Origin of the sequence: Janthinobacterium aestuarii (genome assembly GCF_046113285.1) — a bacterium.
Classification (GTDB): domain Bacteria; phylum Pseudomonadota; class Gammaproteobacteria; order Burkholderiales; family Burkholderiaceae_D; genus Janthinobacterium.
The window spans coordinates 2,569,826-2,585,630 of the sequence record NZ_CP142524.1; the positions used below are offsets into that span (position 1 = coordinate 2,569,826).

Genomic DNA, 15,805 nt, shown 5'->3' on the forward strand with positions numbered 1-15,805 from the left:
ACTGCTTATATTTTCTTTCAATAATTTGTTATTTGATAGTCATTATTGGTTTTTTTAAAAAATTGTATGGCAGTATTCGGCATATGGTTTTTTTATTAACTGGATGATTCCGGGAGCCCGTGTGCAAAGTCAAATGATTCGCCAACAAAAAACAATGTTTCACCATCGCCGAAGCGGTATACCGTTCTTGCCGAGGAAAATGGCGCATGCCATGCTCGGCATGTTTTGCCTGCTTGCCTCTACCGCGATGGCGCAATTGCCAGCGCCGATCAAGCAAGGCCATCCGCGGCTATTCCTGAATCAAGCCAGTTTCGATGCGCTGAAACCGCAATTGCCAAATCTGCCGGCCGCATTCCCAGCCGCAGGCGGCAGCATCAGCCTGGAGCTGTTCGCCGGGCGCAAGGATCCGCTCGATAGCGTCAACCAGCCGATTTTTGGCGAATTCAGTCCGAGCCGCAACGGCTTTTTTATCCGCCACGTCGATTCCTACGATAGCCCGGCCGGCGCGGCGGGGGAAAGCCTCGGTTTCCAGGTCGGTTTCCAGGTCAATGGACTGGACCAGTATCTGTCTGTCGCCAGGATCGATTTGAAACCCGATGTCTGGTCGAACATCCAGTTGTCATGGAACAGCCAGACCCATCAAATTGACTTGAGAGTCAATGGCGTTGCCGTGCCCATGGGCTGGAGAACGGTCGACGGCACCAGCGCCACGCCACCGATGGAATGGAAGGCGGATGGGCAGATCAGCAGGATAGGCATGCGGCGCAACGAAACCATGCGCAATTTCCGTTTGCTCGATGGCGCTGGCCATGAATTGTGGCAAGCACCGGCGATGGATGCTTTGCTCAACAAGGCCTGGTACGGCTTCATGGAGCGTGTCGACGGACGGGTGAGCACGCTTCAAGCCTGCCCGCTGATTCCCCCTGCCAGCGGCGTGCCGGAGCTGTGCAACGTGGCCACTGGCAGCCGCGGCACGATTTATGAAACTGCGCAGATGCTGGCCATGGCCTACCGCCTGACTGGCAATGCGAAATATCTGAATGGCGCCCTGAATTACCTCGACAAGCTGCTGGTGACGCCCTCCGTGGCCGGCGGCGAGTGGTCGTCGGGCGGGCGCGTCGGCGCCATGGGCATCCTGTACGACTGGCTGTTTGCCGAAACGGGCGCGCGCGCCGTGCCCGACGCCGTGGGTTTCGGCAGCTACCGCGACCTGACGGCGCAGCGAATCAAGGAAACGATCGCCGCCGATACGGGCCAGGGGCACGAGAATCTGTTTGTCTCGATGTGCGGCTATCAGCAGTTGTATATCACCAGCACCAGTTTTGATTGCAAAAAAAAGCCCGTGTATGAACAGTGGGACCGCAGCGAATCGAAGCCGTCCATCGCCGGTTTCTATATCAGCGGCCACCCGTTCAGCGCCGTCAATAATGTCACCGTTGGCTTGCTGGCCATCGTTGACGAGCATCCGGAAGTGTTGCCGATGATTGAAACGTCGTATGCGCACTACGAAAAGGGTTTTCTTGCTGCACGCGCTCTTATTTCGGTCGACGGCGGCCATCATATGGGCTTTGCCTATGGCGTATCGAGCATTCCCGAGCGCCTGCTCCTGTGGCGCAGCGCGCTGGAAAGTACGGGCACGGCGCCCCTGTTGCAGGCCGACTGGCAAGCCAGGCTGATTTATCCGTATATCTACGGCTTGCGCCATGACGGCAGCTTTCCCGCCAGCGGCGACAATTTCACAACGCCGCTCGGCAGCACATTGATCGGGCAGCTGGCGCTGGGCGCGGTGACGGATACGGCCGATGGCGTGGCAGGGAAGTTTTATCGCGAGCATGTCGTGGCGTCGCGCAGCGCGCACGATGCCTTGATACTGGAACGGCTGTTGTGGCCCGTTCAACTGCCGGCGGCGCCGCTGGAATCGCTGGAACTGTCGCGCCATTTCAGGACGTCGGGCCAGGTGCTGATGCGTGATAGCTGGGACTATGCGAATGCCACGTTACTGGAATTCAAATCGACGTCCTTTATCGCGGAAAATCACCAGCACTTCGACCAGAACAGTTTTTCGCTCAATTACAAGGCTCCGCTGCTGCTCGACACGGGCTTGTATGAAGAATATGGCAGCAGCCACTGGTGGAATTACTACACGCGCAGCATTGCCCACAATACGCTGCTGATATTTGACAAGAACGAGCGGTTCACGCGCGGAGACAGGGAATTCAGCAATGACGGCGGCCAATGGTTCTATGCGCCGAGACAGGGCTACCCGACGATCGAGGAAATCAGCCCTGCGGGACCGAATGCGCTCGACGGCATCGTCCGCTACGAAAATACGCCGCAGTACACCTACACCAGCGGCAATGCAAGCAAGGCCTATGCGTCCAGCAAGCTCGATATGGCCAACGGTTTCGTGCGCAATGTGCTGTTCCTGCGCTCGCCATCGTTCTGGGGCAAGCCGGTCACTGTCGTCTTCGATAGCGTGCGCAGCAAGCAGGCCTTGCCGGCCACGTTCCTGCTGCACACGGCAAATGATCCCGTATCGGGCGCGTCGGGCGTGACGGCGCTGGGCAATGGCCAGTACCAGCTGGGCTACAAGGCCGGCCAGGAGCGCATCGCCACCATTCGCAATGGCGGCGGTATGCTGACGGCGCAGACGATCCTGCCGCTCAATGCCAGCGTGCGCAAGGTGGGCGGTGCGCAGGAGGGGGGCAATGGCTGCGCGCAGACCGATCTCGAAACTGGTGCTGTTGCCGGCAACGGCGCCGATTGCCGCTTCACCGTGCGCCGGCGCCAGGCCGATGGCAGTTACCTGTGGCGCAATCAGACGCCGCTGGTCAGCAAGCAGCAATCGTCGACCAGCGATGTCGGCGCCTGGCGCCTGGAAGTGGCGGCGCCCGCGGCGCCCGCCCTGAACGCGCCCGAGTACTTCCTGCATGTGCTGGCCGTTGCCGACAATGACGGCGGCACGGGACCGGCCGCTGCGCCGAGCGCCATACGCCTGGCTGCCGCGGCCAACACCGAGGCGCTGTTGCTGGGCAGTCAGCTGCATGTGCTGTTCAACCGCGACGTGGCGCCCGCCGCCCGCATGGACTGGGTCTCTACCCAAGCCGGCGGCGCCATCCTGGCGACAGGACTGAAACCGGGCGCGCAATACGCGTTGACGTCGGCACCGGCGGCCGGCGGCTACGCCTGGAGCCTGGCCGAAGCGGCCGATGGCGCAGGAACGTATCTGAGCTCGGACCAGGGCGTGCTCAGCATCGAGTAAGCCGCTTGCCTGGCGGCCGGGTCAAGCCTGAGCGTCTTTTTTAGGCTTGGCCCGCAAGCTGGCCGCCGCCTCGCCGATGGCGAACGGGTCGCGCGACAAAATGGCGGCGCCCAGGTCGACCAGCCGTGCCGCCGTGCCGATGGCCGCCTTGATGTCGGCGATGCGCTTGAGCTGCGACTTGCCCTTGGCGATGGCGCCCTCGATGTCGACGCGCGCCTGCTCGGCGCCTTCGGCCGTCAGGTAAATGCCATACGCACGGAACAGCGCGACCATCTGGTCCAGGTGATTTTCATATTGTTCCAGCAGCGCGCGCTCGTCCGGCGCCAGCGCCTCGCGTTCGCGGATGCGCAATTCCAGCACCAGGCTCGACGCCTGCGCCAGGTTGTCGGCGATGGCGTAGCTTTGGTCTTTCGTCAGTTCGCTCAGTTCGGTCAGTGGGGCCATGGGATACTCCTGTGTGCGCGCCGCTTACCAGCGGGCGGGGGCATAGAACGCCGCTTGCCGCTGCAGCGTGTCGACGTCGCGTGAAAATTGCGCCAGCTGCCGCTCCAGTTCCGGCGCCTGCAGGCGGTCGAAATTGGCCCGCAGCGCGGCCACGCTTGCTTGCAGCGCGTCGACGGCGGCGACATACGCGGCGACGATCTTTTCCCTTTCCTGCAACTGCCGGCCTTCCAGGTGCAAGCGCGTGCGGATGTAGTTGGCGGCCAGCGGTTCGCGCGGCGCGGCGTTATCGACGGCGCCGCGCAGCAGATCCAGGTCGCGCAATTCATCCTGCAAGCCGGCCCGGTAACTGCGTTGCGCATACTCCTTGAGCGCATTGCTGACGATATCGACGGCTTCCTGCTCGTCGAGCAATTCGCGCAAGGCCGATTTCTGCCGGCGCTGCGTGGCCAGCCGGCTCAGATGCTCGCTCAGTTTGACGACCTTGGCCAGCTTGTCCGCATCGAGCAGGGGCGCGCCGGCGCCCGGCTGCGCGAGACCGCCCAGCGCATCGCCCAGGCCGGAAAACTCTTCCTTGTAGACGGGCAGCTTGTCATCGGCCAGCGCCGCCATGGTCTGGGCATAGCGCAGCAGGACGTCGTTCAGGCTGGCGATCGACGCGCTGGCTTGCGCGATCGCGGCGCAATCGGCGCGCGCCGCCTGTTCGCTCGCTTGCGCATCGAAACGCTCGGCCAGGATCAGACGCTTGCGCATGGCCTTGTCCATGCAGCTGCGGACGCCGCCTGCCAGCATGGGTTCGAAGTGCAGCGACACCTTTTGCGTCTGTTCGGCGAAGCTGCGCACGGGCGCCAGGTTGGCGGCGCAGCCGCCCAGCAGCAGGCTGGCGCTGGCGCAAAGAAGCAGGGTGGAAATGGACGAGTTCGACGGGCGCTGCATATGGCCTCCATGCGGTAGCAGTGGCTGACGGGGCCGGCGCACACGCGCTGGCATAGCCGACGTTAGCATGCTGAGCAATGGCGGTATTGCGTCAGATCAGCTCGCTGTGAAGTCGCCTGGCGGCCCCGCATCGGTGGCAGCACCGTTGCCAAATGGTGCAGTGTGTTCCAATTTGCCTCATATTTTCCTTACAAAAGACTGACATCGGGCCAGCAATTGGCTCTTTTCTGCATGTTGCGACGCGTCATATGTAGTTGTTGCTGGTGCATGTTTACTCACCTACAATGATTTATCGATGGGGCGGTTATCCAGCGTACGACAATAAAAATAAGTGGCATTTAAAACGTTGTAGCAGAGGAGATGACAATGAATTTGAAACAGAAATTGCTCGTGGCAAGTTTGGTTTTGGGTTTCTCGCAGGCGGCAGTCGCAGCCGACCCCATCAAGATCGGCGTGTCCGGACCGTTTACGGGCGGTTCCGCGCCGATGGGCGTGTCGATGCGCGACGGCGTCAAGCTGGCCGTCGCGGAAATCAATGCCAAGGGTGGCGTACTGGGCCGTTCCTTGCTGCTGATCGAGCGCGATGACGAAGCGAAGAACGAACGCGGCGTGCAGATCGCCCAGGAACTGATCAACAAGGAAAAGGTCGCCGCCACGGTCGGCTACATCAACACGGGCGTGGCCCTCGCTTCGCAGCGCTTCTACCAGGAAGCGAAAATTCCCGTCATGAACAATGTGGCGACGGGCTCCATCGTCACCAAGCAATTCGCCGACCAGCCGGAAAACTACATCTTCCGCAATGCGGCCAATGACACGATCCAGTCCGGCATGATCGTGCATGAAGCGATCGAGAACCGCAAGTTCAAGAAAGTGGCGATCCTGGCCGATTCCACCAACTATGGCCAGCTGGGCCGTGAAGACCTGGAAAAGGCGCTCGACAAGAAAGGCATCAAGCCCGTTGTCGTTGAAAAATACAACATCAAGGACGTCGATATGACGGCCCAGCTGCTGAAAGCCAAGCAGGCGGGGGCGGAAGTCGTGCTGACCTACGGCATCGGCCCGGAACTGGCGCAGATCGCCAACGGCATGGAAAAACTGGGCTGGAAAGTGCCGCTGATCGGCAGCTGGACCCTGGCCATGGGTAACTTCATCGACAACGCGGGCAAGAACGGCAATGGCACGCGCATGCCGCAAACCTTCATCCAGGACGCCAGCACGCCGAAGCGCAAGGCCTTCATCGACGCCTATGTGGCCGCCTACAAGCCATCGGGCGGACGCATGCCGTCGGCCGTCTCGGCCGCGCAAGGCTACGATTCCATCTACCTGCTGGCCGCCGCCTTCAAGCAGGCGGGCGGCACGGATGGTCCGAAAGTGCGCGCCGCGCTGGAAAACCTGAATGAGAAGGTGGAAGGCGCCGTCACCACCTACAACAAGCCGTTCAGCAAGACCAACCATGAAGCCATCACGGCCGACCTGACGGTCTTCGGCGAAGTCAAGGACGGCAAAGTCGTCCTCGCGAAATAAGCCTGGCAGACCTTCGCCGCGCAGTGGCCAGCCTTGAGGAATCAGGACTGGCCATTTTTTTATCTCCCATCCTTCGGGGAACACCATGGAAATCTTCCTGCAGCTCGTCTTCAGCGGCATCGCGCTGGGCATGATCTATGCCGTCATCGCCTTCGGCTACCAGCTGACCTTTGCCACGTCCGGCACCCTCAACTTCGGCCAGGGCGAATCGCTGATGCTGGGCGCGCTCGTGGGCCTGTCGCTGGTGGGCACCATCCACGGCGGCCCCTACATGAGCTACCTGCTGATGATCCCCATCGTCATCGTCTTCGGCGCCTTGCAGGGCGTGTTCGTCGAATGGATAGGCGTGCGGCCCGCCATCAAGATCAAGTCCGAATTCGGCTGGATCATGTCGACCATCGCGCTGGCCATCATTTTCAAGAACGTGGCGGAAAACATCTGGGGCAAGGATGACCTGATGTTCCCGTCGCCCCTGTCGGCCGCGCCGTTCCAGGTGTTTGGCGCCAACGTGCAGCAGATGCAGGTGGCCGTCATCGTCGGCGCGCTGGCCATCATGCTGGCCGTCGAAGTATTCAACCGCAAATCGATCTACGGCAAGGCCGTCGTGGCGACGGCCAACGACCGCGACGCGGCCGGTTTGATGGGCATCAACACGGGCATGGTCATCACCTTTTCCTATGCGCTGTCGTCGGCCACGGCCGCCTTTGCGGGCGTGCTGGTGGCACCGCTGACCTTGACGGGGGCCACCATGGGCGCCTCGCTGGGCTTGAAAGCGTTTGCCGTGGCCATCATCGGCGGCCTGACGTCGGGCGTGGGCGCCATCGTCGGCGGCCTGATCCTGGGCATCGCGGAAACGACCACCGGCTACTACATTTCCACCGGCTACAAGGAAGTGCCCGGCCTGCTGCTCTTGCTGCTGGTGCTGGCCGTCAAGCCGTCCGGCCTGTTCGGCAAAGCCGCGATCAAGAAAGTCTGAGGACCACATGAACAAGAAAATCACCATGCTGGCGCTGAGCGCGGCGGGCCTGGCCGCGCTCGCGCTGTTCCCCATCGTTATCCCGAACCCCTACTATATCCACCTGGCCGAGACCATCCTGATCTACGCCATCCTGCTGTTCGGCCTCGATATCGTCGTCGGCTACACGGGGCAGGTGTCGCTCGGTCACGCGGGCCTGTTCGGCATCGGTTCATATGCCACGGGCGTGCTGGTGTTCAAGCTGGGCGCGCCGTTCTGGCTGGCCATCCCCGCCAGTATCGCGGGCGCGGCCCTGTTTGGCGCCATCCTGGCCTTGCCGGCCCTGCGCGTGACGGGGCCCTACCTGGCCATGGTGACCCTGGCCTTCGGCACCATCGTGCAAATCCTGATCAACGAGATGAGCTTCCTGACGGAAGGGCCGATGGGCATCAAGATCCACAAGCCCGTCCTGTTCGGCCACAAGCTGACGGAAGTGGAGTACTACTACATGGTCGCCGCGCTGCTGGTGATCTCGCTGGTGGTGGTGCACCGCATCCTGAAGTCGAACCTGGGCCGCGCGTTCGAAGCGCTGCGCGACAGTCCCATCGCCTCGGACTGCATGGGCGTGTCCGTGTATCGCTACAAGGTGTATGCGTTCGTCATCAGCGCCGGTTTCGCGGGCCTGGCCGGCAGCCTGTATGCGTATTCGGAAGAGTATATTTCGCCGAATACCTACAACTTCGAGCTGACGATCCTGTTCCTGCTGGCCGTCATCATGGGCGGACGCAAGACGCGTTCGGGCGCGCTGATCGGTGCCCTGATCGTCGTCATGCTGCCCAGCCTCTTGTCGGACATCGAATTGTTCCGCAAGATCGCTGTGTCCGCCGCCGTGCTGGGCGTGATCGGCTCCGCCTTCATGCTGGCGAAAAAACGCTCCACCGTGCGCGGCGTGCTCGTGCCCCTGGCCGCCACCATCGGCCTGGCCGCGTTTTCCTACAAGCTGGAAAACATGGTCGACTGGCGTTTGACCATCTTCGGCCTGATGACCTTGTTTGTCGTGTACTACCTGCAGGACGGCATCGTGGGCTTTTTGATGAGCTTTATCGGCAAGGGCCGGCGCCATGTGCAGGCCGTCGCTTCGCACGGCGTGGCGCCGTTCGACCACGCCCAGGGCGGGCAGCAGGGCGCGACCCTGCTGCGCGTGGACCAGGCGCTGATGCAGTTCGGCGGCCTGAAAGCGCTGAACCAGGTGGACTTGAACGTCACGCAGGGCTCCGTGCACGGCTTGATCGGGCCGAACGGCTCGGGCAAGAGCACGATGATGAACGTGCTCACGGGGATCTACAAGCCGACGGCGGGCAAGGTGGAATTTGCGGGCGCCGTCATTTCCGGCCGTACGCCGTCCGAAATCGCGCTGGGCGGCGTGGCGCGCACCTTTCAGAATGTGCAGCTGTTCGGCGAGATGACGGCCACCGAGAACGTGCTGGTGGGCTTGCACAATACGTTCAAGTCGAATGTGCTGGACGTGATGCTGCATACGCCGCGCTACAAGCGCGAAGAGACGGCGGCGCGCGAGCGGGCGGCCAGCATCCTCGAGTTCGTGGGCCTGGCGGACCTGGCCAACGAAGAGGCGCGCAATCTGCCTTATGGCAAGCAGCGCTTGCTGGAAATCGGCCGCGCGCTGGGCCTCAACCCCCGTCTGCTGCTGCTCGACGAGCCGGCGGCAGGCCTGACGGCGCCCGACATCAAGGAACTGATGGCCATCATCCGCAAGATACGCGAGCACGGCATCACCATCATCCTGATCGAGCACCACATGGACGTGGTGATGGCCCTGTCGGACGTGGTGACGGTGCTGGACTTCGGCCAGAAGATCGCCGAAGGCGCACCCGCGCTGGTCCAAAGCGATCCGAAAGTGATCGAAGCCTATTTGGGCGGCAGCGCCGACACCCTGAGCCCTGCGGCGCACTGAGAGGAAGACCATGCTGACCATTAACAATCTGCACGCCGCCTACGGCAAAGTCGAAGTCCTGCACGGGATTTCGCTCGAAGTCCCGAAGGGCAAGCTGGTGACCCTGATCGGCTCGAACGGCGCCGGCAAGACCACCACCATGCGCGCCATTTCCGGCATGCTCAAACCCAAATCCGGTACCGTCACCCTGGGCGGCAAGGATGTCACGGGGCTCGACTCGCACCGCATCGCGCGCGCCGGCCTGGCCCATTCGCCGGAAGGGCGGCGCGTGTTCGCCTCGATGTCGGTGACGGACAACCTGCTGCTGGGCGCCTTCCCCCGCTTTACGCGCGCGCGCCCGAAAGGCGACATCAAGGGAGATTTGGACAAGGCCCTGGAACTGTTTCCCCGCCTGAAGGAACGGCGCGACCAGCTGGCCGGCACCTTGTCGGGCGGCGAGCAGCAGATGCTGGCCATGGCCCGCGCCGTGATGCTGAACCCCGAAGTGATCCTGCTGGACGAGCCGTCGATGGGCCTGGCGCCGATCCTGGTGGAGGAAGTCTTCCGCATCATCACGCGCTTGAAGGCCGAAGGCGTGACCATGCTGCTGGTCGAGCAATTCGCCGCCGCCGCCCTGAACGTGGCCGATTACGGCTACGTGCTGGAAAACGGCAGCATTTCCGTGCACGGGCCGGCCGAGAGCCTGAAAACCGACCCGAAGGTGATTGCTGCCTACCTGGGCGGCGGGCACTGAAGCTGGCTTGACAATGCGCTTGCTGCGCATTGTCACATGCTCCGCATTACGCAGTGAGTAGGCGACGGCGTATCAATGCTTCCAGGTCACGGCTGGTATGGGCAATCATATGGACATAAATGATGTCGTTATGTCCATACTCGATAAGGATGCGATGCTGGCCGGCCAACAGTTGGCGGTGAGTCGTCAAATGAAGATCTTCAAGTTCAGGAACAAAGCTGCCTTTTATGTTCCAATCTTTGAGAGAATTGACTTCAGCCAGAATCGCTTGCGTCACCTTCCTGGCAAAAGCCAGGGATTCGTTCTGCTTCAGGTAGGAGCGAATGTCTTGCAAATCGTTCAAGGCGTACTGCGTCCAAATGATTTTCATTTGTGTAATCAATTGTCGTCGTCTTCAGCTTCCAGAAGGGCCACAACGTCATCATGATCAATGATTTTACCTTCCTCAATCTGCTTGCGGCCGAGAGCAAGGATGCGGAGCATGGCAAGCTGATCTTGAGTCTTTTGATAGCTGACAGGGTCTTGAACAATTGCCTGAACTCTGCCGTTCACCGTGATGGCTACCGGGTCATGCGTCTCAAGCACCTGTTTGACCACGTCGCTGGTGTTCGTCTTCAAGTAGCTAATTGGTTGAATATTTAGAAAGTTCATGCCGTCCTCCACAAGTTGCAGACCAATGGTAGCATTGGATAACTAAATTAAGTGCCAAATTTAGTTGACTGCGCATTTTCCCTACGTCGAGCGCAGCCTGCAGGCATCAGTGTTTGGTGGGCTTTTCCTGCTGCACCAGAATGAACGGGCTGACGACGACGGCCCACAGGGACGCATCGGCCGCCTGCCAGTCCAGCGCCTGCTGGTCCGAGACCTTGGCGACCTTGCCGTCGACCATCCATTGCGTGATGGTGGCCTTGTCGTCGTGCGAGATGCGCACGGCCACTTCGACCAGGTCCAGCTCGTTGGCGATCCAGACGACATTGCCTTGGGCGAAGTGCTTTTCCAGTTCGCTCCAGGCCAGGCGGGCCGTTTCGCTGTTTACTTTGAGGCGCAGTTCGGTGTCTTTTTCAGGATTGGTTTGCATGCGAAATATCAATGTTCGGTGAGTCGGATGCCGATGCGCGCGGTTTATTTGCCTGGCAAGGCTTCCACCTGCGGCGTCGGCGTACCCTGCCATGTTAACCGATAGGCGACGCCTTTGCGAACATTGCCCACCAGGGCAGGGCGGAAGCAGGCCAGGTTGGTGCCGCTGGCGTGCCGGACGCTGGGGAAGATGACGCCCATAGAACCGGCCTCGAGCAGGATGGCGGCCAGGTCTTGCGAGGCGATGTAGCTGGCCGGGTCCAGGCAAGCCTGGTAGCGCTCCTGGCCGCGCAGGTCGTGGAAGCTGGCGGAAAAATCGGCCAGTAGCGACTGGTAGCTGACGCTGTCGTCGAAATAGTCGATTTCCTGGTATTCCACGGTCTTGTGGAAAATGATCTCGGCCAGCGCCGTTTTCATGTCGAAGGCGCAATACCAGGCGCCCCGTTCGCCATCGTTGAAACGCGCCCCTTCCGGGCGGGCATACGTGTAGGCGGCGTTGATGATGCGAAAGTGCGGCACGCCAAAAACCAGCTCGTCCACGCCAATTCCTGGCGCGCCGCCGTACTCGGCCACCAGGCGCGCGTTGGTGGCGTTATCGAGCTCGAACAGCTCGCGCAGGTGGTCGTCGTCTTCGGCCAGCGGTGCCAGCACGGAATCCTCCATGTCGGCGAAGCGCGACGGGATCAGGCGGCAGGTGTCGATCTGGCGCAAGGCGGCCAGCGGCGGCAGGTGGGCATGCGGGGCGGCCGGCACGATCACAGCCCTCCGCGGCGCGCGTCGAGCAGCTTGCGCACGGTCTGCATGGCCAGCAAGCCGCCGGCCAGCATCTGCGACAGGGGCGTGCGGCCGCCGAAGATGGGATTCTTGTTGGGCAAGCTGACCCATTCGTCGGCCAGCTTGTCGCCGTACAGGATGTGCAAGGCCTTGTAGATGCCCAGCAAATAGGAAATGCGCGTGATGCGGTCCACTTCCAGCACGCGGTCCGGGTGTTTCTTCCACTCGTACCAGGCGCTGCTGGACAGGCCGCCCAGCAATTCGCGCGCATCGTCGTCGCGCAGTTTCCACGCGGCGGCCAGCTTGAAAAACCCCTTCAGTGCCGCTTGCGACAATCGTTCGCGCTCGGCTTTGGCGTTCAGGTCGACGAGCACGGCCGGCTCGAAGCGGCTCTTGGGATAGGCGTAGGCGAGATTCATGATATGTCCTTCAATAAAACTCTGTTTAAGGACTATTTATACTCCTTTTTCGGAATCGTTGCAACGGCCGCGCGCATGAAAAACGGGGCGCAGCGGACATGTGTCCCACTGCGCCCCGTTGGCGGGCGACGCTGGTTTATCTTGCCGTGACGGTGATCGGCACCGTCAGTTGCGCCGTCAAGCCGTTATTGTCCAGCGCCACGACCTTCAGCGCATAGCTGCCGGCCACCGGTTGCGGCCAGCTGGCCGTGATGGTCAGGCCGCTCATGGAAAACTGCATGCCCAGCGGCGCGCCGTCGATCGAGATCCGCAGCGAGGTCGCACCTGGCGCCGTCAGCACGATGCTGCCGCTCATGGCCTTGCCGGCCACGCCCGTCATGGCGGCGGCGCTGATCGTGGGGCCGGCGGCGGCGATTTTCACCGTGGCCACGGCCTGGCCCGTCAAGCCCGTTTTCGTATCCTTGGCGATGACGGTCACGTTGTAGCTGCCCAGCACGGGGCTGGCCCAGCTGATGACGCCGGCGGCATTGACGGCCATGCCGGACGGCGCGCCCGACAGGCTGTACGTGACGGGGTTGGGCGCCACCACCGTGGCAGTGAACGACAGGGCCACGCCCGGTTTGCCGCTGACGCTGGACACTGTCACCGCGGGCGGCAGCGGGGCGGCGATGGCCACCGTATAGACGCCTTTGCCGCTCAGGCCAGTCTTGCTGTCCGTGGCCGTCACGGTGACGGCATAGGTGCCGGCCACGGGCGCGGCCCAGCTCACCAGGCCGGCGCTGCTGATGGTCATGCCGGCCGGTGCGCCGGCGAGCGCGTAACTGACGGGATTGGCGGCCGTGACGCTGACATTGAACGTCAGCGCCGTCCCCACCTTGCCCGTGATGGCGCCGGCCGCGACGACGGGCGGCGCGACGGGGGCGATGACGATGCTGTACACGCCCTGGCCACTGAGACCGCTGACGCTATCCTTGGCCACCATGGTCACGGCATACGTGCCGGCAATGGGGGCGGCCCAGCTGACCACGCCCGTGGCGGCGATGCTCATGCCGGCCGGTGCGCCCAGCATGGTGTAGCTGAGTGGATTGGAAGCGGTGGCCGAGACGGTGAACGACAGCGGCTTGCCGGCCGCGCCGCTGATGCCGGCCGGCGCCACCACGGGTGCCGCGGGGGCGATCTGCGTGCCCGACAGGCTGGCCAGCAGGTTTTTCACGTTCGGCGTGCCCAGGCCGCCCAGCGGGTCATAGCCGACCCTGGCCGTGCACACGCTGCAGGTGCCGTTGCTGCCGCGCGTGATGTCGGCAAAGCTGCTGGCAAAGGTGCCGGGCACGGTGGCGATCTGGCCGTACAGCATGCTGTGCGGCAAGCCGAGCGCCGTCTTCGCCTGCAGCGCGCGGCTGGCGTTGGCGATGGCGACGAGGCCGGCCCATTGCGGCGTGGACAGGCTGGTGCCGCCGATGCTGAGCCAGCTTGCGGTGCTGCTGCCCTGTGCCATTACGGCCGTGTACTGGCCCGTGGCGGGGTCGGCATTGAAGGCTACATCGGCCACGTTGCGCCGCAGCAGATTGGTCAGGCCGGGCACGTTCACCGTCTGGTAGCTGGGCAGGGCCGTATAGGCGCTGATGCCGCCGCCCGTGCCGGACCAGGCCGCTTCGCTGCGCACGCCGCTGCCGCTGTAGCTGAGCGTGGTGCCGCCCACGGCCAGCACGTTCGGCGACACGGAAGGCCAGGACACGCCGCTGCCCGAGTCGCCCGTGGCGGCCAGGTAGCTCATGTTCTTGCCCGTGAAGGCGCTGTCGACGGAGGCCGTCCAGCTGCCTTCGGCGGCGCCAAAGCTCATCGAGACGACGCCAGGGCCCATCAGGTTGGCCAGACGCACGGCGCCCAGCAGGCTGTTGACGGACGCGTCGGGCGCCTCGATCAGCACGATGCGCGCCAGCGGTGCCGTGGCGTGCGCCCATTGCACGTCGAGCGCGATTTCCATGGCCCAGCCCGAGTTATAGGCGGGCGCGGTGGCCGTCATCGTGCTCGACGGCGTGTTGTAGACGATGGACAATTCGCAGCCGCTCAGTGGTGCTGGCGGCAATGGCAGGGCGGCATTCGTGGCGATGGCTTTGGTGGTGCAGCCGGGCAAGCCGAATTTCTGGTTGAAGATGGCCAGTTCGGCCGCCGCGTTCGGGTTGTGCATGGCATCGACGATATAGATCGTCTGCCCGGCACCCAGCTGGGCCGCCTGGGCTGGCGTCAGCGCCGTGCCCGCCGCAGGCAGGGCGGGCAAGTCGTAGGCGGCGCGGATTTGCGCGGGAGAGTAGGTCGCCACCACGCTGCTGCCGGCCATCGGTGCGGCCGTGTCGCTCGTGCCGCCGGACAGCAACGGCGCGATATTCTGCGCCGCCTGTTCCGCTGCAGCGATCTTTTGCGCCGTCAGGCGCCGCGTGGCCATGTCCGCCATGGCGCGGGGGACGCGCTGCAAATGCGGTCGCCAGTGGGCCGAGCCGCTGCTGTTGGCGTTGTCGCGCCCGTCCGGCGCATCCAGGAGGGCAGGAGCCGCATGGAACATCGGCTGCGCCACCAGCGTGCCGACGCCGGCGGGGATGACGGGTACCTCGACGCTGAACTGTGTCGCGGCCGTGGCGATGGCAGCGGGCGGCGCCGTCGTCTCCTGGCCGGGGCCGCACGCGCCCAGCAGGATGGCGGCCGTGGCGCCCAGCAGCAGGCGCCCGTGGCGGGCATGCGGGGGAATGAATTTTTTCATGGCGAAACTCTCCGAGTTGGGCGAGGGCCACATCTCGACAATGCATCGAGGCTGGTGGCGCGCGTTGGCGGTCCCGGCCCTGCATTGGCAGCCCCGCTGCCATGGCGCTTGCGCGCGGTAGGCCGGTGGCTTTGCGTCCCCGCCTTTCGACGGGTTTGCCCTCAGAACTGATCATGCATCATTGGAAATTACCTGATGTGCTATCAATTCTAGTGAATTTGCCAAATAAGTGTTAACTATTTCCAATCAAGATTTTTATTTTTACAATAAAATGTGGTGATTTTGCCCATTGCGGATGGAATCTTGTCAGCTTGATTAAGCTTTAAAAACAGTTTTAAAAACAAGATTATCAAGGGCTTATCGATGCGTGACAGTGTTTTTGTGTAGTAACAGCGGATGCTCTTTTGCTGGTGCAATGAATTTAATGAATTTAATGAATATGCGCTACCATCGTCAATCCTCGAACACCATGCCCTGATACGGCGCTGCCCGGCAGGCCGCCAGCCGCTGCGCCAGACTGCCCGCATGGATTTCCAGCTGGTGGCCGTCCGGGTCGAGAAAATACAGGGAATCGCCGGCGCTGCTGTTTTGCCGCCATTCGGTCACGCCAGCCGTGCGCAGGCGGGCGGCAAAGGCAGGATAGTCTTCCTGGGAAATGGAAAAGGCATAGTGCGTGTAGCCGCCCGCGCTGATCGCCGCGCCCGCATCCAGCGACAGGCACAGCCACAAATCCCCGGCCGACAGGTAGGCGCCCCTCTCCCAGCGCGCATGCATGCGCAGGCCCAGCGTATCGCGGTAAAAGACGACGCTGCGATCAAGGTCGTGCACGGACAGCGTGAGGTGGTTCAGGCCGGTCAGCATGGTGCGGGATAACTTTCAGGTGGTGTGAATCGCTGTTCCAGCCGTCGCTGTTGTTTGATCCGACATTGTTTCACGTAAACATGAGACATGGCAATA

The 15,805-nt window shown here is 62.5% G+C and carries 14 protein-coding genes and 1 riboswitch; of the genes, 5 read left to right on the forward strand and 9 right to left on the reverse strand.

What is annotated here, in order from left to right; translation table 11 throughout:
• Positions 1-211: 211 nt before the first annotated feature.
• On the forward strand, positions 212-3,262 hold the full coding sequence (locus tag OX462_RS11585) for a heparinase II/III domain-containing protein (RefSeq protein ID WP_409028455.1): 3,051 nt from the start codon (positions 212-214) through the stop codon (positions 3,260-3,262).
• Positions 3,263-3,283: 21 nt separating this feature from the next.
• On the opposite strand, the gene OX462_RS11590 is transcribed toward OX462_RS11585, so the two are convergent.
• Together OX462_RS11590 and OX462_RS11595 are read right to left on the reverse strand one after the other, a co-directional pair.
• Complete coding sequence (locus OX462_RS11590; RefSeq protein WP_121669799.1) at positions 3,284-3,706, reverse strand: hypothetical protein; 423 nt, start codon at positions 3,704-3,706, stop codon at positions 3,284-3,286.
• Between the two features lie 24 nt (positions 3,707-3,730).
• The gene (locus OX462_RS11595) at positions 3,731-4,639 is read right to left on the reverse strand and encodes a hypothetical protein (RefSeq protein WP_409028456.1); all 909 of its coding nucleotides are present in this window, start codon (positions 4,637-4,639) and stop codon (positions 3,731-3,733) included.
• 366 nt (positions 4,640-5,005) lie between these two features.
• Between OX462_RS11595 and OX462_RS11600 the strand changes: the two genes are divergently transcribed.
• From OX462_RS11600 to OX462_RS11615, 4 genes are all read left to right on the forward strand, one after another.
• Positions 5,006-6,163, forward strand: coding sequence for an ABC transporter substrate-binding protein (locus OX462_RS11600; protein ID WP_070219975.1), 1,158 nt, complete (start codon positions 5,006-5,008; stop codon positions 6,161-6,163).
• Between the two features lie 85 nt (positions 6,164-6,248).
• Positions 6,249-7,139 (forward strand): branched-chain amino acid ABC transporter permease, encoded by an 891-nt coding sequence (locus OX462_RS11605; RefSeq protein ID WP_010398938.1) that lies wholly within the window; start codon positions 6,249-6,251, stop codon positions 7,137-7,139.
• 7 nt (positions 7,140-7,146) lie between these two features.
• The gene (locus tag OX462_RS11610) at positions 7,147-9,090 is read left to right on the forward strand and encodes a branched-chain amino acid ABC transporter ATP-binding protein/permease (RefSeq protein WP_099410177.1); all 1,944 of its coding nucleotides are present in this window, start codon (positions 7,147-7,149) and stop codon (positions 9,088-9,090) included.
• A gap of 10 nt (positions 9,091-9,100) precedes the next feature.
• Positions 9,101-9,823, forward strand: a complete 723-nt coding sequence (locus tag OX462_RS11615; RefSeq protein ID WP_099410178.1) for an ABC transporter ATP-binding protein — start codon at positions 9,101-9,103, stop codon at positions 9,821-9,823.
• A 46-nt stretch (positions 9,824-9,869) separates the two neighbouring features.
• On the opposite strand, the gene OX462_RS11620 is transcribed toward OX462_RS11615, so the two are convergent.
• The 7 genes from OX462_RS11620 to fos form a co-directional block, all read right to left on the reverse strand.
• The gene (locus OX462_RS11620; protein ID WP_070313574.1) at positions 9,870-10,193 is read right to left on the reverse strand and encodes a type II toxin-antitoxin system RelE/ParE family toxin; all 324 of its coding nucleotides are present in this window, start codon (positions 10,191-10,193) and stop codon (positions 9,870-9,872) included.
• Between the two features lie 8 nt (positions 10,194-10,201).
• Positions 10,202-10,474 carry a type II toxin-antitoxin system Phd/YefM family antitoxin gene (locus OX462_RS11625; RefSeq protein WP_070313584.1) on the reverse strand — a complete coding sequence of 91 codons (273 nt, stop codon included), beginning with the start codon at positions 10,472-10,474 and terminating at the stop codon, positions 10,202-10,204.
• Between the two features lie 106 nt (positions 10,475-10,580).
• Positions 10,581-10,901, reverse strand: a complete 321-nt coding sequence (locus tag OX462_RS11630; protein ID WP_070219983.1) for a DUF2288 domain-containing protein — start codon at positions 10,899-10,901, stop codon at positions 10,581-10,583.
• A gap of 44 nt (positions 10,902-10,945) precedes the next feature.
• Positions 10,946-11,653, reverse strand: coding sequence for an RES family NAD+ phosphorylase (locus OX462_RS11635; protein WP_070313585.1), 708 nt, complete (start codon positions 11,651-11,653; stop codon positions 10,946-10,948).
• Between the two features lie 2 nt (positions 11,654-11,655).
• The gene (locus OX462_RS11640) at positions 11,656-12,093 is read right to left on the reverse strand and encodes an MbcA/ParS/Xre antitoxin family protein (RefSeq protein ID WP_071076812.1); all 438 of its coding nucleotides are present in this window, start codon (positions 12,091-12,093) and stop codon (positions 11,656-11,658) included.
• 136 nt (positions 12,094-12,229) lie between these two features.
• Positions 12,230-14,848 (reverse strand): S53 family peptidase, encoded by a 2,619-nt coding sequence (locus tag OX462_RS11645; RefSeq protein WP_409028457.1) that lies wholly within the window; start codon positions 14,846-14,848, stop codon positions 12,230-12,232.
• 83 nt (positions 14,849-14,931) lie between these two features.
• Positions 14,932-15,018, reverse strand: a riboswitch (cyclic di-GMP riboswitch).
• A gap of 283 nt (positions 15,019-15,301) precedes the next feature.
• Entirely contained in the window at positions 15,302-15,709 is a 408-nt protein-coding gene (gene fos / locus OX462_RS11650) for a fosfomycin resistance glutathione transferase (RefSeq protein ID WP_409028458.1), read from the reverse strand.
• Positions 15,710-15,805: the final 96 nt, after the last annotated feature.